The 18,073-nt window shown below is 37.4% G+C and carries 25 protein-coding genes; 18 read left to right on the top strand and 7 right to left on the bottom strand.

The window, feature by feature from the left end; translation table 11 throughout:
* Positions 1–14: 14 nt before the first annotated feature.
* Positions 15–1,127, top strand: coding sequence for an alpha-hydroxy-acid oxidizing protein (locus LCM23_RS23305; RefSeq protein ID WP_224938977.1), 1,113 nt, complete (start codon positions 15–17; stop codon positions 1,125–1,127).
* Here the strand turns inward: LCM23_RS23305 and LCM23_RS23300 are convergent.
* The 3 genes from LCM23_RS23300 to LCM23_RS23290 all read right to left on the bottom strand — a co-directional run bounded on the left by LCM23_RS23300 (position 1,107) and on the right by LCM23_RS23290 (position 3,569).
* Positions 1,107–1,916, bottom strand: a complete 810-nt coding sequence (locus tag LCM23_RS23300; RefSeq protein WP_224938976.1) for a GNAT family N-acetyltransferase — start codon at positions 1,914–1,916, stop codon at positions 1,107–1,109. The two genes, LCM23_RS23305 and LCM23_RS23300, sit on opposite strands and share 21 nt — an antisense overlap.
* Positions 1,917–1,927: 11 nt before the next feature.
* On the bottom strand, positions 1,928–2,542 hold the full coding sequence (plsY, locus tag LCM23_RS23295) for a glycerol-3-phosphate 1-O-acyltransferase PlsY (RefSeq protein ID WP_095370658.1): 615 nt from the start codon (positions 2,540–2,542) through the stop codon (positions 1,928–1,930).
* 592 nt (positions 2,543–3,134) lie between these two features.
* Positions 3,135–3,569, bottom strand: a complete 435-nt coding sequence (locus LCM23_RS23290; protein WP_224938975.1) for a cell wall hydrolase — start codon at positions 3,567–3,569, stop codon at positions 3,135–3,137.
* A 215-nt stretch (positions 3,570–3,784) separates the two neighbouring features.
* On the opposite strand from LCM23_RS23290, the gene LCM23_RS23285 reads away from it, so the two are divergent.
* From LCM23_RS23285 to LCM23_RS23245, 9 genes are all read left to right on the top strand, one after another.
* Positions 3,785–4,330: an RNA polymerase sigma factor gene (locus tag LCM23_RS23285; RefSeq protein WP_095370656.1), complete on the top strand. Its 546-nt coding sequence runs from the start codon at positions 3,785–3,787 to the stop codon at positions 4,328–4,330.
* The gene (locus LCM23_RS23280; RefSeq protein WP_224938974.1) at positions 4,327–4,788 is read left to right on the top strand and encodes an anti-sigma factor; all 462 of its coding nucleotides are present in this window, start codon (positions 4,327–4,329) and stop codon (positions 4,786–4,788) included. The genes LCM23_RS23285 and LCM23_RS23280 overlap by 4 nt, the downstream gene beginning before the upstream one ends.
* A complete protein-coding gene (locus LCM23_RS23275; RefSeq protein WP_224938973.1) occupies positions 4,785–5,852 on the top strand; it encodes a hypothetical protein in 1,068 nt (355 codons plus the stop codon). Before LCM23_RS23280 ends, LCM23_RS23275 begins: the two co-directional genes overlap by 4 nt.
* A gap of 7 nt (positions 5,853–5,859) precedes the next feature.
* Positions 5,860–6,789, top strand: a complete 930-nt coding sequence (locus tag LCM23_RS23270) for a hypothetical protein (RefSeq protein ID WP_224938972.1) — start codon at positions 5,860–5,862, stop codon at positions 6,787–6,789.
* A gap of 96 nt (positions 6,790–6,885) precedes the next feature.
* Positions 6,886–7,668: a tyrosine-protein phosphatase gene (locus LCM23_RS23265; RefSeq protein WP_224938971.1), complete on the top strand. Its 783-nt coding sequence runs from the start codon at positions 6,886–6,888 to the stop codon at positions 7,666–7,668.
* Between the two features lie 223 nt (positions 7,669–7,891).
* Entirely contained in the window at positions 7,892–8,701 is an 810-nt protein-coding gene (locus LCM23_RS23260) for a glycerophosphodiester phosphodiesterase (RefSeq protein ID WP_095370651.1), read from the top strand.
* A 127-nt stretch (positions 8,702–8,828) separates the two neighbouring features.
* Complete coding sequence (locus LCM23_RS23255; RefSeq protein ID WP_224938970.1) at positions 8,829–9,371, top strand: GNAT family N-acetyltransferase; 543 nt, start codon at positions 8,829–8,831, stop codon at positions 9,369–9,371.
* Positions 9,368–9,826, top strand: coding sequence for a GNAT family N-acetyltransferase (locus LCM23_RS23250; RefSeq protein ID WP_224938969.1), 459 nt, complete (start codon positions 9,368–9,370; stop codon positions 9,824–9,826). Before LCM23_RS23255 ends, LCM23_RS23250 begins: the two co-directional genes overlap by 4 nt.
* Before the next feature lies 1 nt (position 9,827).
* Positions 9,828–10,370, top strand: a complete 543-nt coding sequence (locus tag LCM23_RS23245) for a histidine phosphatase family protein (protein WP_224938968.1) — start codon at positions 9,828–9,830, stop codon at positions 10,368–10,370.
* A 300-nt stretch (positions 10,371–10,670) separates the two neighbouring features.
* Here LCM23_RS23245 and LCM23_RS23240 read toward each other — a convergent pair whose 3' ends face one another.
* The gene (locus tag LCM23_RS23240) at positions 10,671–11,168 is read right to left on the bottom strand and encodes a hypothetical protein (protein WP_224938967.1); all 498 of its coding nucleotides are present in this window, start codon (positions 11,166–11,168) and stop codon (positions 10,671–10,673) included.
* A gap of 341 nt (positions 11,169–11,509) precedes the next feature.
* Between LCM23_RS23240 and LCM23_RS23235 the strand changes: the two genes are divergently transcribed.
* The 3 genes from LCM23_RS23235 to LCM23_RS23225 are packed head-to-tail and all read left to right on the top strand — an operon-like array spanning position 11,510 to position 12,372.
* Positions 11,510–11,878 (top strand): VOC family protein, encoded by a 369-nt coding sequence (locus LCM23_RS23235; RefSeq protein WP_224938966.1) that lies wholly within the window; start codon positions 11,510–11,512, stop codon positions 11,876–11,878.
* Complete coding sequence (locus tag LCM23_RS23230; protein ID WP_224938965.1) at positions 11,875–12,054, top strand: hypothetical protein; 180 nt, start codon at positions 11,875–11,877, stop codon at positions 12,052–12,054. Before LCM23_RS23235 ends, LCM23_RS23230 begins: the two co-directional genes overlap by 4 nt.
* Positions 12,055–12,372 carry a GNAT family N-acetyltransferase gene (locus LCM23_RS23225; RefSeq protein WP_224939012.1) on the top strand — a complete coding sequence of 106 codons (318 nt, stop codon included), beginning with the start codon at positions 12,055–12,057 and terminating at the stop codon, positions 12,370–12,372.
* Here LCM23_RS23225 and LCM23_RS23220 read toward each other — a convergent pair.
* Positions 12,362–13,555: an MFS transporter gene (locus LCM23_RS23220; RefSeq protein WP_224938964.1), complete on the bottom strand. Its 1,194-nt coding sequence runs from the start codon at positions 13,553–13,555 to the stop codon at positions 12,362–12,364. The two genes, LCM23_RS23225 and LCM23_RS23220, sit on opposite strands and share 11 nt — an antisense overlap.
* 235 nt (positions 13,556–13,790) lie before the next feature.
* Here LCM23_RS23220 and LCM23_RS23215 point away from each other — a divergent pair, with 235 nt between their 5' ends.
* The 4 genes from LCM23_RS23215 to LCM23_RS23200 all read left to right on the top strand — a co-directional run bounded on the left by LCM23_RS23215 (position 13,791) and on the right by LCM23_RS23200 (position 15,627).
* The gene (locus LCM23_RS23215) at positions 13,791–14,369 is read left to right on the top strand and encodes a histidine phosphatase family protein (RefSeq protein ID WP_224938963.1); all 579 of its coding nucleotides are present in this window, start codon (positions 13,791–13,793) and stop codon (positions 14,367–14,369) included.
* Positions 14,359–14,814, top strand: a complete 456-nt coding sequence (locus tag LCM23_RS23210) for a hypothetical protein (RefSeq protein ID WP_224938962.1) — start codon at positions 14,359–14,361, stop codon at positions 14,812–14,814. Before LCM23_RS23215 ends, LCM23_RS23210 begins: the two co-directional genes overlap by 11 nt.
* Positions 14,815–14,883: 69 nt before the next feature.
* Positions 14,884–15,315 (top strand): hypothetical protein, encoded by a 432-nt coding sequence (locus tag LCM23_RS23205; RefSeq protein WP_224938961.1) that lies wholly within the window; start codon positions 14,884–14,886, stop codon positions 15,313–15,315.
* Positions 15,316–15,627 carry a hypothetical protein gene (locus tag LCM23_RS23200; RefSeq protein ID WP_224938960.1) on the top strand — a complete coding sequence of 104 codons (312 nt, stop codon included), beginning with the start codon at positions 15,316–15,318 and terminating at the stop codon, positions 15,625–15,627. It abuts the gene before it with no gap.
* 8 nt (positions 15,628–15,635) lie between these two features.
* On the opposite strand, the gene LCM23_RS23195 is transcribed toward LCM23_RS23200, so the two are convergent.
* Positions 15,636–16,226, bottom strand: a complete 591-nt coding sequence (locus tag LCM23_RS23195) for a hypothetical protein (RefSeq protein ID WP_224938959.1) — start codon at positions 16,224–16,226, stop codon at positions 15,636–15,638.
* A gap of 119 nt (positions 16,227–16,345) precedes the next feature.
* Here LCM23_RS23195 and LCM23_RS23190 point away from each other — a divergent pair, with 119 nt between their 5' ends.
* On the top strand, positions 16,346–16,642 hold the full coding sequence (locus LCM23_RS23190; protein ID WP_224938958.1) for a DUF3784 domain-containing protein: 297 nt from the start codon (positions 16,346–16,348) through the stop codon (positions 16,640–16,642).
* A gap of 97 nt (positions 16,643–16,739) precedes the next feature.
* Here the strand turns inward: LCM23_RS23190 and LCM23_RS23185 are convergent, their stop codons facing one another.
* On the bottom strand, positions 16,740–17,951 hold the full coding sequence (locus LCM23_RS23185; RefSeq protein ID WP_224938957.1) for an MFS transporter: 1,212 nt from the start codon (positions 17,949–17,951) through the stop codon (positions 16,740–16,742).
* Between the last annotated feature and the right edge of the window lie 122 nt (positions 17,952–18,073).

Raw genomic sequence — 18,073 nt, 5'->3', positions numbered from 1 at the left:
AAGGAGATAGACAGATGAATATTGAGGTTCCAGCCGTTTTCCCTGTTTCATACCAATCATTAGAACAAGAAGCAAAAAAAATCATGTCTAAGGGTGCATATGGATACGTCCGCTCGGCAGCAAGTAATGAGGAAACATTAAGAAAGAATACAACAGCTTTCGAAAAATGGTCAATTCTACCTCGAATGCTTAGAAATGTAGCAGATATAGATATGAGTGTGACATTAGGAGAGCATACTTACCCATACCCCATTTTTATTGCCCCGGTCGGCATGCAAAAATTGACACATGAAGAAGGGGAGTTGGCTACTGCTAGAGCGGCGAAAACAATCGGAGTTCCTTTTATTCAGAGTACAGTCTCTAGCTACTCGATTGAGGAGATCAAGGCGGCAACAGTAGATAGTCCAAAGTGGTTTCAGCTTTATTGGTCGAGGAATGAAGAGGTTTCATTCAGTATGGTAGAGAGAGCTGAAAGCGCAGGTTATGAAGCGATTGTCGTGACTGTTGATACAATCATGACAGGCTGGAGAGAAACGGATATCGCTACACAATTTTCTCCGCTAAAAGAGGGTTACGGTAAAGCAAATTACGAATCAGATCCAGCCTTTATGCATGCGCTTGGTGAGAAGACTGACCATGAATCTATTATTCAATCTGTTTTAGATAATATTCATTATCCTGAAATGAATTGGTCGCATATTGCAGCATTAGCAAAAAGAACGTCCTTACCTATCTATATTAAAGGTATCCTTCATCCAGAAGATGTCCAATATGCAATAGAGGCAGGCGCATCAGGGCTTATTGTTTCTAATCATGGTGGCAGGCAATTAGATGGAACAGTTGCTGCGCTAGATGCATTGCCTGCCGTTGTTAAAGCAGCTAATCAAAAAGTGCCAGTAGTATTTGATAGTGGTATTCGCTGCGGGACGGATATAGTAAAGGCATTGGCACTAGGCGCAGCAGCTGTATGTATTGGTCGACCGTTTGTATATGGTTTAGGTATTGACGGTCAGGCAGGGGTTGAAAAAGTATTAGAAAACTTAATAGAAGAAACGAGAATCACCATGTCCCTAGCTGGCATTGCAAGAGTGAAAGACTTAACTCAGTTAAAATTGATAAGAGAATAATTTTAACCGTGCACTCAGCTCAAATCCAGCTGATTGATATAACTTGATCGCCTGATGATTATCAAGCGATACGCATAACGTGATTTTATCTATGTTTTCATACTGGAAGAGTGTTTCAAGCGCAGCCTCAATGAGCTGTCGCCCTCTTCCTTTTTTTCTTGCTTTAGGACATACAGCAAGGAATTCAATCTGCCCTTCACCAAAGTGTGGTGCAGCTTCGAGATATACATAGCCCTGTAATTGGCCATTTTCTGTCAATAGAAGCAGTTTATGATGCTGATCCAACAGTTTTAGTATCTCTTCTCCTGACAAATAAGTTTGCGGAAAAGTTGCTTCGTGTAGTAGCAGAAAATCGTTTCGATACTGCTCATGATAGCTGTGACAGATATTTTGGAAAATCCCTCGCTTTGCTGCGAGTATGGCATGATTTCCTTGGTGAGTGGCATCGATTGATTGTAAAAAATGTAAGGTGCTATTATTCTTTTCGTTCACAAAAAACGATAATTGCTGTAGCTTATTTTCATAGGAGTTTACAACTTGGTTCCACAAATCTTTTTTTACCTCATGATTCTTGGCAAAGGGACCCCATACTTCTGCACTCCGGTCAGCTTCATCAATATCTAATCCTATGGCAGCTTCAATTTCACCCTCATATTCATAAGTGATAAAATAAGGCTTTATTTCTTGTATATCATGGAGAATGTCCTCTTCCTTTTCTCCACAAAAGCCGATATGATGCTTGTCTAATTGATTTAAATCAGCGATGAATTTCGCTAACTGTTTAGTCATAACAGACCTCCTTAAGCTTGTTTAGGCGGCAGACGGTCATCTTTAATTTTCTTATCATTAATTTTAGGCTCCCTCTGCAGTAAATGATTGCGAATATTTGAACGGTGTAAATAAATGAGTAACAATAAAAATAGGAAAAAGATCCATTCATTTTTTTGTAGTGGTGAAAGGGTGGCGTATAAGAAAAGAGCAACCCCTACAGAAATGGAACCATAGTAAAGATATTTTGTGATAGAAACCACGGCAACAAAGGTGATATAGGCAATTAGAAATAACCAGATATTCGCGACCAAAAGCACACCAGCAGTTGTAGCAATGGCTTTTCCTCCACGAAAACCAGCGAAAATAGGGAAGCAATGTCCAACAACTGCAAACAAACCAATAATCAGTGGATCACCGCCTGTTTGAAGTAACAAAGGGAGTGAAGCAGCAAGTGCACCTTTACCTATATCAATAATTAAAACAGTAACCCCTGCTCTTTTTCCTAAAACCCGAAGTGTATTCGTTGCGCCGGGATTGTTGCTACCATATTCACGAATATCAATGCCAAAGAAAAGTTTACCTACAAGTAAGGCAGTAGGTATCGAGCCAATGAGATAAGATAGTAATAAAATAAATAAGTCCATAGCTAATCTCCTTATCAAGAAAATTCTAACATTACTAATTTTACCATATTAGTCTATGCGAAAATATCCTATAAAATAATAAATAAATATTAAAATAATGTCTATCTTTGTCAAAATGAAAGAAGCTATTTAGTGTAAAATAACAGTGTGATAGATGGGATGGCAGAAAATTATAAAAATGATTCTCGTTAGGAGAATTACATCATTCAACTAGACTGTTTAAAAGTCAGGGGTGGGATTGGTTATTTCGATTGAATAACTTTTGCGATATCCTCATGGTGAGGAATAACAATTAAGTAACCGGCTTCTTTTTTGAAAGGGACGTTATGTTTTTTTGTTTCTTAGTAGTTCCGTCAAACGTTTTTTCTCCTCAGATGATATCTGTTCTTCGATTACTAATAGCTATTCTCTATTTTAAATAAAAATGTAGCTTGAACAAAAGTTAAACCCTCGATAAAGACATTGCTTCAATCTACGCGAAAAAAATTAATTCCTAAGGGTTATAAATGGCGATTCTTTCGTAAATAAATCAACGAACTTAAACAAACAACAAAAAAACACCCCATTTTGGGATGTTCTTTGTTGTTCTCTTTTACACATAAACACTGTCACATGTGTTAGCGATTGGCTCATAATAGCAGTGATTTTTAAACTGGCCGGCAAAAGGTTGGTTATACCAAGTAGGCGGGCAGGGAGCATATGGATTGAAATACCAGAGTGCATATTTAGCAGGGTGTTCACGCCAATATTTCAAATTTTTCTCGGCGAGTCTTTTTTCTGTGCTCCTTGCTCTGTTGTAAAAGAGGTTCCCCTTCTGCACAGCTTCGAATGAATAATTACCACCTTGTACATGATAAATGACATCCTCGATTGTTCGAACATCTCTAAAATCAAGACAGTCAGCGATTGCACGATTAACGATTACATTGCCTACGTATAACATTCCTTGCTTTCCTTCACCCTCAGCTTCGGCTCTCATCATCCTTGCCATTAAATCTACGTCGGAACTTGTATAAGCTACTCTCATGCTGTTCTCACCTCATAGATAAGAATATGAAGATAAAGTAATATTCATGATTGAAAATGTCTAGAACCCCGTATTTTGCAAAATATAAGTATAGTCAAGCAGGCTAATTTTTGCTTGAATAAAGCTAGTGAAATTATTTTTATCTTTTGTGTAGGGGAAAGATGATTGTTTAACGTCTATTATGATGGAAGCTAAAAAGAAAGGGGGAGAGTGACATTAGCGACCAAGTTCTTATCCAAAAAATATTAGATGGCAACGACCATGCTTTCCGATTACTTGTCGAAAAATACCGCAATGAACTTTTTAAAGTTACGTTTGCGGTATTACGTGATCGGAATGCTGCTGAAGATGCCGCACAAGAAGTGTTTTTGAAAATCTATCACTCTCTCCCCCAATATGAGGATCAAGGTTTTAAAACATGGATGAAACGAATCGCCGTCAATCACGCCATTGATATGAAAAGAAAAAAAGAACGACAGCGTGAAGACATAATGGATGTGATTGATTTTGATAGAAGGGAATCTTCACATGGTAATATTGAAACAAAGTTCCTGAGGAAAGAAACGGTTGAGTTAGTAAGACAACGTATCCATCAATTGCCAGAAGGCTATCGACATGTCATTTATGATTTTTATATAAACGAAAAAACCTATCAACAGATGGCAGATGAGCAAAATGTGCAGGTGAAGACCATCGAAACAAAATTATACCGAGCACGTCAATGGATGAAAAAGCATTGGAAGGAGGACGATTTTTCATGAAACATTACAGTTATGAACAATGGACGAAATATGTGAAGAATGAATTAGATGGTGAAGATAAAATTCTTTATGAGGACCACCTCTATACCTGCGATCAATGCTTGGAGGTCTATCTGACGGCAATTGAGGCAGAGGAACTCCCAGATATTATAGATGGAACAGCTTTTACCGACAACATTATGGCCCAATTGCCAAATGAAATTAATAAACAAGATACAAAGAATGACAATTTCTCTCGTAAAGCCACAGCGTTCTATAAAAAAACAATTTTTCATTATGGGATAGCGGCAGCGATGACTTTAATACTTATGTCAACGGGCTTTTTCCAAACGCTCACACAATATGCTGGTGATGTGGAGAGTAAACAGTTTAAAGAAGATAAAGCATCTATAACAGAAGGAATTATGGATAAAACATTTGCTTGGATGGATACAAAGAAGGAGGAGGATAAAAAATGAAAAACCCTTTATTGGCATTCTTATTAGGTTTTTTTCCTGGAGGAGGTCTTTTATATTTAGGCGTATTCCTCCGCGGGTTGGCCTATCTAATAGGTGAATTTGCCCTTATTGCCTTTACGTTTTTCATGCTTTCGGTTGGGGTAGGAGGCGAAATTATACTTGTTGTCTTTGCTGGTGTCATTCTTTATATTATTAATCTCGTCGATACAGCTATTATGGCTTCAAAGTTGCTAAAGAATAAACAAGACCCGTCCTCTAAAGTTGGAGAAGAACTGGATTATGAACGGTTCCGTACTATTCTTTTATCTTTTATTCCAGGAGTGGGACATTTTCATTTGGGATTAATGAATAGAGGGATTACCTTACTAACGGCTTCACTTGGTTTCTGTATTATGGTTTTGTTTGTCGCTTTTTTAACTGATCGTGGAGAATTTATGGTCTTTCTTTTACTATTCCCAGTAATATGGGTATACAGTTTCTTTGATGCGATTCAACAATTAAATAAAAAGCAAAAAGGGGAAGAGCTCGTAGACAGAACTTTATTAGAAGATATAGAAAGAGGAAGAGAAGAGGGCCGTAAAAGTAAAGGACTTGCTACTTTCTTATCTATTTTCCCGGGGGCAGGTCATTTGTATTTAGGACTACAGCGAAGAGGGATTCAATTAATGGCTGCATTTCTTTTCTCTATCTATATTTTGGACGTTCTGCGTTTAGGGATTTTCCTGTTTCTCATACCAATTATATGGTTTTATAGCTTTTTCGACGGTTTACAAAAATCCTCACGCTATGGAGAAGAAGAGTTAGAAGATGTACCGATTGTTTCTTATTTTGAAAATCATCAAAAATGGTTAGGCATAGGGTTGGTTGTAGTTGGTTTGTATTATTTGACAACAAATGTCTTATTGCCGGCTTTTGCACCAAGTATTATTGAAGTGTTGAATATTGACGTCTGGTACTGGTTTAATCGCTATTTCCAAACAGCTATTGTATGTATCGTTTTAATTGGTGGCGGGTTAAAGCTCTTATCTGGAACAAAAGAAAAGAAAAAAATGAAGAAGGGGTGAAGAAAAAATGAGGACATGGAGAGTAGGAACCTTTTCAATGGGGGCATCACTTTTATTTTTAGGCGTATATTTGCTTCTTTCACAAATATTTAAGTTGGATGTCTCGAGTATACTTATTTCATGGTGGCCGATTATATTTGTTATTTTAGGTGGCGAAATCTTGCTATATTTATTCTTCTCAAAACAAGAAAAGCCTTACTTAAAGTATGATATCTTTAGCATTTTCTTTGTGGGTGTGTTAGGAACAGTTGGTATTACCATTGCACTTCTTAGTATGACAGGTATTGTTGATAAAGTGAGTGCCAACATGGACCTTGAACATAGAACAGGTGATTTACCAACATTCGATTTTGCTATGAATAATGATGTGAAAAGAGTCGTTGTTGATTCAGGCTCAACTGGTATAAGTGTGGAAGGATCGACAGGAAAGGAACTGTCTGTATTTGGTACGTACACTGCTACCCAATTAGAGAAAAAACCATTAATTACGGATGTTGAAGATTATATGACAACTACTGTAAAGGGAGATACCTTATACATTGCATTTAAGGAACTACCACGTGAGTCAATCGCAATGTTTCAAAATTATAGTACTTTGGATCCGACACTCGTGATTCCACAAGATGTGACACTAGAAATTGACGGGAATTATAACGAAATTACGATGAAGCCTCGTCAACTAACAGCAGATTGGGACGTGAATAACAGTTCTGCAGTGAATGTGTACATGAGTAAAAACAGTAATGCCGAGCTTGTTGTATCAGATGTTGGTGACCTTAACTCTGAAAAAGAACCAAATAATATCGTTTTTACAGAAAAACAGGATGAATATGATGAACAACAGAGAGTAGAGAAAGCCATGCTTAAGTATGGCGATGGTAAATATACCATTTCAATCAATAATAGTGATTACTTGCAAATAAAAGATAAAGAGTGATTTGAGGAGAAGCCGGCTTATAGTCGGTTTTTTTTGTTTTCTTAAACTTCAAGATGTTAAAATGAATTATTAAAAGCGTAGTTAGGAGAACAATTGATGACGACGATGGAATGGGAACGACTAGAAGGGGTATATAACTTCAGAGATATCGGAGGACTTGTTACGAGCAACGGACTAAGAATGAAATCAGGTCTGCTTTACCGATCAGATGAACTGTCTCGTTTGACTGAAGCGGATATGAATCTTTTTCGAAAGTTGAATATAAAAACAATCTGTGACTTAAGAACGGTGTCAGAAGGAGAATCAAAGCGAGCGAAAATTCATGAAGAACAACATCTCTCAGTAGTGAAAATTCCTATTCAAGACCCTAGTTGGGAATTAACGCGAAAAGGGATGCTTAAATTTTTACTAACCGGTGCGAGGCATATGAACTTTGAAGAGTTGATGCTTAAAATGTATCAGCATATGGCGTTCGGTTGCCAAAGGGAAATTAAACAAATCTTTGACCTGATAGTGGAAAAGGAGCACGCTCCACTGCTTATTCATTGTACAGGAGGTAAAGACCGGACAGGTTTTATGTCATCATTAATTCAATTAACAGCGGATGTTCCATACGATATGGTCATGAAAGAATACCTTCAATCCAATGAATTGATTGCGCCCAGAATGAAGAAAACCGCAAAAGCACTAAAGATAGCTAGCCTCTTCCGTTTGAAGGAAACAGATATTCAACCAGTGCTTGAAGTACGAGAAGCCTATCTTGAACAAGCCTATAAAGCCATATTTTCTAAACATGATACAATCGAGGACTATCTTATGAAGGAATGCTCAGTTGAGAGCGAGGTTATAGAGAAGTTAAGAAGAAGGTTATTGGATTGATTAGATGATACGGAGAATGATGGGAAGCTGCCTTTTAGGGTGAAAGACTTCTCCTTTTCTCCGTTCTATGTATTTTTACTTACTCTCTTTGTAAAAAATTATAAGTAAATAAGACTGAATATTTTTACTTTAATATTATATCTTCTACACACCCTTTTTATATTCTCTTCAAGTTCCTCCTTTATCATTTGATTCGAAAGATAAAATAAAGGAGTTGGGGAATTTGAAGAAAGTATTGCTTTTCTGTTTACTAGCGACAGTGATTTTTGTGACTTTGCCTTTTGGTGAGGCTGAGGCAAGTAGGAAAGAAAAAGAAATTGCGAACGTAGCGCATCGGGGAGCTTCGGGCTATGCACCAGAAAATACAATCGCAGCATTTGATTTAGCAGTTGCGATGGGTGCAGATTATATTGAGATTGATGTGCAAAGAAGTAAGGATGGCAAGTTAGTCATTTTACATGATACGACAGTCGACCGCACAACTGATGGAACTGGCAAAGTAGGTGACCTCGATTTTAAGGAGTTAAGACAACTAGATGCTGGTAGCTGGAAAGGGGAGGAATTTGCAGGAGAGAAAATTCCTAGTTTCGATGAAGTCCTCGATCGTTATAAAGGAAAAATCGGTATTCTCATTGAACTGAAAGCGCCCGAGTTATATCCTGGTATCGAGAAGCAAATGACGAAAGCATTAAAGAAACGGAAGATGGATAAACCGAAAAGAGAAGAAGTGATTGTCCAATCCTTTAACTTCGAATCTATGAAACTGGCAAATAAATTATTACCAAGAATGCCTATTGGCGTATTAACTTCCTCTCCTAACGATGTTAGTGATGAAGCGCTCAAAGCATTTCGGAAATATGCTGATTATTTTAACCCGAGTATCGGTCTTGTGAATGAAGAACTCGTCAAAAAGGTGAGAAAAAACAAAATGAAAATCCAGTCCTGGACTGTTCGTACACCTGAAGCAGCACAATTCTTAAAAGAAATGAAAGTGGATGGCATTATTACTGATTATCCGGATTATGTATATTAAATAGTGGGGCAAGGGCGTTTTCAAAACGTCTTTGTCTTTTTTTGTTTCCAGAAAAGTAATTTATAGTAAAAATATTTAATGTTACGGTATACTTGAACAAAGTCAAGGATGAAAGGTGTGATAAGGAATGCTTGCAAATGAACTTTTATTTTTAAGAAAGATGACTGTGGATGATATACCCATTTATCATAAATGGCGAAATGATTTAGATGTGATGACTTTTACGAGTTTAGATTTAGATAGATATACATATGAAGAAACAAAGGAGTTCATTGAGACAGTCATTCTAGGGGCGACGGATTCTAAATGCTATATCATTGAGGAGAAGAGTCATCAACGTCCAATCGGCATGATCTCATTAGTGAATATGGACATGAAAAATCGCAATGCTGAACTCATAATCGATATTGGTGAAAAAAATGAATGGGGTAAAGGTGTTGGTACGAGCGCCGTTCAAATCCTCTTAGAATATACTTTTATGGAGTTAAATCTTCACCGCCTTTCATTGAGGGTATTTTCATTAAATAAGAGAGCGCAGCATGTATACGAAAAATTAGGGTTTATTGAAGAAGGTCGTGTGAGGCAATGTTTATTTAGAGAAGGCAAATGGTTTGATATGATCCATATGGGTCTATTACAGGAGGAATATATGAACAGGAGGACAGTATGAATATAAGGGCGTACAATCAACAAGATAAACAAAGAATCTTGCAATTATCAACTCGTTTGAGTGAGATTCCTTTTCTAGCACACCGTGATTCCGAGCAGATGCAGCAAAAACAGTTGGAAATGGCACAGGCCTCCATTGATGAGAATAGTGATAATATATTTGTCGCAGAAGGAGAAGGTGTGTTTTTAGGATATATTGAATGTAAGGAAGAAGAGGATTATTTTTCAAAAGAAAAGCTAGCGTATATATCTGCAATCGCGGTCACTGCTGAAGGTGAGGGAAAAGGAGTTGGTAAGCAGTTGATGCGTTTTGCAGAAACTTGGGCAAAAGAAAGAGGAATCAAAGTCCTCGTTCTAGATGTGTTTTCCGACAATCAACGTGCCGTCCAATTTTACGAACATATCGGATATTCGCAAGAAATTGTGAAGATGACAAAAGTAATCGGGGGGGAATAAAGTGAAAGAAATCTATATCGTCAGACATTGCCAAGCAACCGGACAAGCACCGGATGCTGAACTAACCACAAGGGGTCAGCAACAAGCCGAAGAGTTAGAGGCATTCTTTCAAGACAGGCCAATTGATCGTATCCTCTCTAGTCCATTTTTACGTGCGACACAAACGATTGAACCGTTAGCCGAAAAAATCGGCGTTACAGTGGAAGTGGATAAACGTTTATCCGAACGTGTGCTGAGTACAACAAGCTTAGATGATTGGCAAGATAAGTTAAAGGCCACTTTCGATGATCTAGATTTATATTTTGCTGGTGGTGAATCAAGCAGACAAGCGATGGACCGAATCTCTCAAGTCGTAGAGGAAATCCGAAGCAGTGAGGCCGAGCACACAATCATCGTAGCCCACGGAAATATTATTTCTCTACTACTAAAACAGTATCATGCTTCATTCGGGTTTGACGAATGGAAAGAATTATCGAATCCTGATGTTTATAGATTAAGTGAAAAGAAGGATGGATATAGTGTCGAGCGGATATGGAGTAAGTAATTCATTTTGTTACATATACTAGCGATTACTTTTCTACTTCTTTGATTTTATAGCACGCTCACTTTTTCGAGTCTGTATAAAACCGATTGGTATCATGAGCTGGAAATACCCCCCAGTATAAGTCGTATAAACAAGGAGTACAAAAGCACTGATTTTTTAAAAAAAGGAAACAAATCATCCCTCGAAATTAAAAGCCAGTATACTTGGATTCAGCCTGGCAGTGTATCAAATAGTGCTTCCATATATTGTATTTCTAAAGAAGGTTACTCTTTATCAGCAAAGAATAACCTTCTTTCTCATTTATTCCTCAGAAAAAACAAATCTTTCTTTCAGTGGACGTCCTTCATTGCCTTTTTCTGTCCAGGTGATTTCAACTTCAAGTTCTGTTGCTTTTTCAGCTAGGATAAAGTCTGTGAAATTATATGGGGAGCCATTATTTAATTGTGCGGCAAGCGTATGCTTTTGATCTTCTGAAATTTGCTTGCAATCCAATGCTTCCGGACAACCTTGTAGGGCATACTTTGTTGTGGATTTTGGTTCATTTCGGTACATTGAAATTTCAGCAGTTATGAGGTTGTTCTCTCCCATGTTTTCAACTTTTAGAGACCGTGTATCATAATGACCGAACTTGGATTGCTGTTTTGAATTATCGTCCACACCCTCACTTATTTCCACGGACCAACGTTGAGATGATTGCTCGACGGGTAAGGTGTCGAAGGTAAGGGCACTAACATTTGATACAAGGCCAATATAGATGAAAATGAAAAGTAATATGACTATTCTTCTTTTTTTACGCATAGTGAACAGCTCCTTTTGTAATTAGATTCTTTTTATTATGTCGTTAGATGAAAGGAATATTCTTCTAAAAGTAGAAATATAAAGTTAATAAAAGAAGGGATAAGACTGATGGCATGGTCAGGTTGAGGCAAGCAGGTGTATATGTCAGAATGCGTCACGGATGCAACTGTTCGTTCAAAAGGGTATGGAGGAAAGCTAATGCAATTGGTGAAACATGGAACCGACTATATCTGTCTTGAATCACTCTAGTCACGAAAAAGCAGCTCATCGTTTTTACGAAGAAAAATGGACTTTCCTAATGGTGCTATTCTTTCGGAGAAGAATGATAAAGGAGGTAAATTATGATTATAGGGATTCATCATGTACAATTAACAATTCCAAAAGGAGCAGAAGAAAAAGGCAAGCGGTTTTATTGCGAAGTTCTGCAATTAAAGGAGATTGAAAAACCAGCTTCATTGAAAGGGAGAGGTGGTTTTTGGTTACAAGTAGGTGACCGTGCCGTCCATGTTGGCACTGAAAATGGATTTGACAGAACGACTACAAAGGCACATATCGCTTATGAAGTAGATAATCTATCCTTTTGGAAGGAAGTATTATCGCAGCAAAACATTAGTTTAATAGAGGGTGTCCCTATTCCAGGTTTTGACCGCTTTGAATTTAGAGATCCGTTCGGCAATCGTGTAGAAATGATTGAAGAGATTAGTAAATGAAGACGTTATTGACTGAAAGATGTGTATTAACTCCGCTCTCTATGAAGCATCTTCCTACAATGGTGAAATTGTATCGGAATGCTAAGGTCCGGGAGTATCTTGGCGGGTTAAGGACAATTGAAGAAGTAAAGGAGCAAATGGAGAATATGTTGATGAACTTATCATCGTATTATTGAATCGTATCAGAAAAGCATACACATCATCACTTAGGATTCATCGCTCTTACCCCCCACCATTGTGAGGCGGATATAGAAATCTCTTATCAATTTTTCCCTGATGGTTGGGGGAAAGGGTATGCAAGAGAGACCATCCATGAAGTGTTGGTGTTTGCTTTTTCTAATCTTAACGAGCAAAAGGTTGTCGCTGAAACACAAGTAGCTAACAAGCGGTCGTGTCAACTTTTAGAAAAACTTGGTTTCACTATTGATTGTTATATTGATCGTTTTGGAGCAAGGCAAGTGATTTATAAATTAGAAAAAAAGCTTAAGCTGTAAGGTGTTTGCTAGAAACACGGGTGCTTTTTAAGAAGGAACCAATCGCTAAAAAGGTAATGAGCCCACCAATATAAAGATAAATGTTCCTGGTTGGTAATGGCAAAGAGGCAAATAAAATCCCTAAAGGCATCGTTACTCTTAAAAAAAGGAGGCGGATGGCACTTAATTCTGCTAATTGATCCCTCGGAGCCACTCTTTGGAATTTTGCTACACCCTGTGCGTTAAATAATGGGAATAATAAGCCGCCGAATAGCTCACAAGCCCATGCAAGGGTTATGGATGGTGTAAGAGACAAAAGCATAAAAGAGAGTCCGCCCCCAAACAAACCGAGGTACAGCGTTACATCGTTTTTAGGCAACTTCGCTAACAAGAACGTACCTAGTACATAACCAAATGGAAAAGCAGCGGCAAATAGGGCATACTCCCATGAAGTGCCGCTTAATTCTTCACGAAAAAATGGGATCTTTATCACCATTGTTGCTCCTACAGCAAACTGTACCGCTGAAGAGAGAAGGGTTAACTTCCATAAAGAAGGATAGGAAAAGAAGGTTTGATAACCTCCTATGAATGCTGAGCGCCAACTTTTTTTATTTTTGTTGACTGATGAACTTGCTGTTGAGTATGGCAATTGGTGAAGTGAAAAAGCACTAAGAAGAAAGAGCAATGTTGTGAGTAGATAAAGACAGTGTAAAGGTAAGAAGAGTAATAAGAAAGAAGCCATTCCTGGTGCGATAAAGCTCATTAATCTTATCGTTGCATCGAGCGAACTATTGGCTGAGACAAGCTTGTTATCTTCACAATATACTGGGATTAATGAGAATGAAATACTAGCATAAATGGGTTGCAATATACCGATTGTACATTGCAGAATCACGAGCACTACTATGGTTATATCGTTTATGCCTACTATGCTCCCTAATAGAGGTAAAAGATAGACAGCTGAGCGGAAGAGTTGGATAATATATAACACTTTCTCTTTATTGATATTGTTTAAAAAAGGGGCACTCAAGCTTTGAACAAATAGTGATGGCAGGAAGTAACAAAGCCACATTGTTGCCATCCATTCCTTTGAACCCGTCAGTTCATATAGTAGTAAGCCATTTATAATCCCCCCGATAGCACCACCAAATTCAGAAATTAAATTTCCTAACCATAATATTTTAAATGTCCGCGTATGTAACATGAATTGGCTCCTTTCCTTATAATGGATAAGTAGATTGTCTATATTCTATATTTTTAGAATTATTTATTCAATATATTTTGAATAAAAAGAAAAGGAATTTGTGTTTACTAAATAGAATATTTTTAAGAAGAGAATGTATCATTTAACTTTTTAATAAGAGGCTTTAACTATGCGAATGATCCCTATGAGAAGGTGGACATAGGTAGAGTTAGGCAAGGAAAGAGAAGTGATAAGGGTGGAAATTAACTTAATCAGGCATGGCGCCTCCATTCATAAAGAGAATAAACGAATAAATGGGCAGCAGTATCGTTCGTGGGTAGAAGCTTATGATGAATCGGGAGTAGAACCAATGGAACAATATCCAGCACTGACAATCGAAAAGGTTCAAAAAGCACATACATTGCTGACGAGTGATTTGTTACGTGCGACGGCGACTCTTCATCATTTAGCTGGCAATCAAAATTATGCAGCTGATGCTCTTTTTCGGGAGGCAGAGCTTCCTCATATTTACTTAAGTAAGTTTATAAGGTTAAAGCCAAATCATTGGACACTCTTTTTAAGAATCGCATGGTTTTTAGGTGCCAAGCATGGGTGTGAGTCTTATCGTGAAGCTAAAGAGAGAGCTATTGCCGCGACTGATGTTCTCATAAATGAAGCGCGAGAAAAAGGATCGATCTGTTTAGTCGGACATGGCATATTCAATCGCCTCATTGCTAAAGAGTTAGAAAAACGACAGTGGCAAGGAATGATTCATCATACGCATTGGAGCTGTAGTACTTATATTTTGCCAAAGGGGGATACAATTGAAGCTTAAATATAGTCTGTTCATTTTCATGATAGTTTTACTTTTCGGATGCACAAAGAAAGCCGCTTTTGAAGAATTTAAGGAAGAAATGTTAGCTAAACAATCGTCCTATCAAACTCATGTAGTGGCATATGAAGAAGCAAAGGAAGATAATCAAGCAGAAGAGATGTTAAAGGAACTAGAAATTTTATATGAAGAGGCAACGAAGCTAGCAAGTTTATACAGCCAATATCCGCCACCTGAAAATCTAACTGAAAGTATGTTATCCGTCTTTGAAGGGGCGAGTGCCGACCTCTCTACAGCTTTCTCATTAAAGGCGGAGGTACATCAATTAGAGAAAGAAGTTTTAGAAACGGGATTAGATCAACAGGATGACATCAACCGATTAAAGACGGAAGCCAATGAGTTTGAACAATCGGGATTGAAAAAGCTTGATCGAATCGCAAGTTCATAATGGTAAAATTCATATATTTTTCAAAATTATGTTATAATTAGGGTATCCAATTGCATGAGAGGTGGCAATATGTTTCGACGAAAATTGATTGCGGCTTCCATTACAAGCGTGCTTTATCCACTGACCTTAACTCTCATTTCTACAGTAGGAGATCATTCCTATTTCATAGAATTCCTTGGGTTTGTTATGATGTATAGTCTTCCAGTCATTTATATCTATGGAATAGCGACTTCTCTCGTTAGTGATTGGCTTGCCAGTTTACTTGCTAAAAAGAAAAATAAGTTAGCTATCATCCTTACCTTTCTCTTCCATACTATATTTGGACTCGTTCTCCTACATATTAGTTTAATTGCCGCATGGTTGTTTTTTGTTATCGATCGTTTGTTAAAAAGGAAGCAGGAAAACTATCAAACGAAGACAACGCTTTTAAGTTTTCTTTTACCGATATGCTTCTTTATATTCTTTCTAGTGTTAATCATGATGAATGAAAGGGGAGGTTAAATGGGCACAAGACCACAGGAACAGCAGGTAAACGTGTATGATAAAAAATTAACGATAAGGTTTGCTTTAAATATTTATGGCATTTTCGTTATTTTAGGTTTTATTTTATCGATATTTACCTCTCCCATTTCATTGAACGAGCAATTACAATTTGTTTATCATACAGAACATTTATTAAAAGAAGAAAAGGTTATCCAACTCATTATATTTTTGGTAATGGGTGCTATGATTTATTTCACGGCGGTCAATATTTTTTATCATCAACTAAGTAAACGTGTAGAAAACAGTGAGATAGATTCAGCTTCAGCTTAAGGAAATTATTAAGGCTGGGTATGGTCACTATGTTCTTTTTCATCTCGATCCCTATTCTCCATTGTTTCTTCTTGTTCATCAGTGTAAGCTCGTTGCTCATTACTTTGGCTATTTTTCTGTCTTAAATAATCGGAGCGCTCCCCGTAATAAATAAGGTCAAAAATCGCCCGACCGTTAGTAGGTTGACCATCTGGCAAATAAACAGGGACAATATCAAAAAATACATAATAAAAGCAATAAAAGATAAATGTTTGCCAGAAAATATTATTTGGTAAGACCCCTTCTAATACAAGCGAATTAGCAATAATCGCGCAACCACCTGTCGTTAAAATAGGAGAAGCATAAATGAACCCGTGCCAAAAGCGTCCGCTCGGATTTAATTCTTCATACTCCATCCAGCTATTCATAAAGAAGTATCTTCTCACTTCGATAGTAGGTATTTTAAATAATACCGGCCCACTTCCAATCACTAACTTCTTTTCTTTGCTCCCTAAAATGGTCGCTGCTAGGTAATACCCAAACTCTCGAACGATTGTTGTTAATGGCAAAATGATAATGGCAGATAATAAAAGTCTAAGCCAATCAAAAAGATCAAACACGATATATGCACACTCCCTAGCAAAAATATATAGTTTCTATTTAGGCTCATTTATCATGAATTAAACTTTTTCCTATACATTTTTTTAAAAAATAGATAGAAGGTAGGAGGTCACATAGGTTGGTGGAGATCATTCTTGCTTTATTCCTTTGTAGTATTTTAGTGGTCATTGGTGTATTAATTCAGCGTAAGGGTAGTGTCAGTTTTATCGCTGGTTATAAAGAGGGGAGAGTAAGGAATGAAAAGAAGCTAGCCAATCGAATAGGGCTGACTGTTATCTTGTTTGCAGTGGAGTGCTTTTTACTTATATTGATTCACTTATTATTCTTTCCGCTAAATGGTTTATATATTGGGATATTGGCGGTTGTTCATTTATTTGTTGTCTTTGCTTTATTTGTACAAGCGGTTATGGTTTAAAATAATTATTAAATTTTGGTCAAATCTCTCGTTCTATTACAGTTAAAAAAAGAAGAAAACCTCCCTTACGATTAATGGGAAGTTTTCATTTCATCATTTACGTTTGTTTCACATTTCCTTTAACAAAAACCTGTTGATTAACTTTTATTAAAATACTTATCACGGCCATTAAAGCGGCAGATAGGAGAAAAACAAGCTGAACATTAAATGTTTCAGCGAGCCATCCCATCAGTAAAGAGGAAAGGGCGAAAATACCTGTGCCCAAAGCGCCTAGTGCGGCGTAGACCTTTGATAACTGTGTAAGTGACACACTCGTTTGAATCATTGTATGTTGCGGTATGCCTTTTATTTGCATAGAAGCACCAAATGAAAAGGCAAGGATAAGTGCAAGAACGGGTAGCGTATTAAAAGCGAATACGAAAGTACTAAAAAACGCTGCGATGGCCCCTAGCAGAAACACCTTTTGTATTTTGTTTTCTACTAGTTTTGTATACTTCATACAATAAAGACTGCCGAGAATGAGCCCAAGGAAAAAAGCGCCATTTATCCAGCCCCACCATTGATGGTCGGCTTGTAGCCTTTCACTCACAAATACATAGAGAATAGCAGCGATCCATACTGTAGCAGCGATGGAATCAAGCCCTTCAATATAGGCCATTTTTCGCAATATCGGTGTTCGATACAGGATGTGCCAACCTTCTTTCATTTCGGCAAACGGAGACGGTTGTTTGTCGTTTGAGCTTTGTACGCTGTTTAAAAAAGAAAGGAAACAACTAGATAAGAAGAATAAACCAATCACTACCCACAATAAGCTGTTGCTGCCAATACGAATGAGCAACAAACTACTGATGAACCACATGCCAGCTTGAATGATTTGTGTAACCGTATCGAAAAACCCATTTGCTTTCACTAATTGTTCACTCTTAACATAATGAGGAATCAATGTTTGGCTGATCGGATTCGCACAGCCATCGAGCAACCCGATGCCAGCAATGAGTATAAAGACAATGATCAACGGTACAGCAACCATTTCAGTTACAAGAAGGGTGAGTAGGATAATAATGATCGTTTTCCCCACTTGTGAAAAGGTGAGTAACCATTTTAAGTTCCAACGATTCATCACAAGCGGTGAAAGTAAACTTGATAGAAACATAGCTGATGTTATCGTAAAAGGAACAAATGCTGTATAAAAGCTTGACCCTGTCCATTGATACATCATACTAATGATAGATGTAATATAAAGAATATCCCCTATATTCGCAAGAGACTGCCCGAATACTAATAAAGCAAAATTTTTGTTTCGAAACATGATTATTTCCCCCAAGTTTTGTTCATCTAAAGTTGGATTTTTAGGGGTAAATCAAATTGGATTATGCAAGAATGCTTCAAACTCCTTTCGAATAATAGAAAGATAATGGGGGTCTCACTTTC

The organism is Cytobacillus kochii (assembly GCF_020171845.1).
Classification (GTDB): domain Bacteria; phylum Bacillota; class Bacilli; order Bacillales; family Cytobacillaceae; genus Cytobacillus; species Cytobacillus kochii.
The sequence above is the reverse complement of the archived record's forward strand: the minus strand, read 5'-3'. Positions and strand labels throughout refer to the sequence as shown.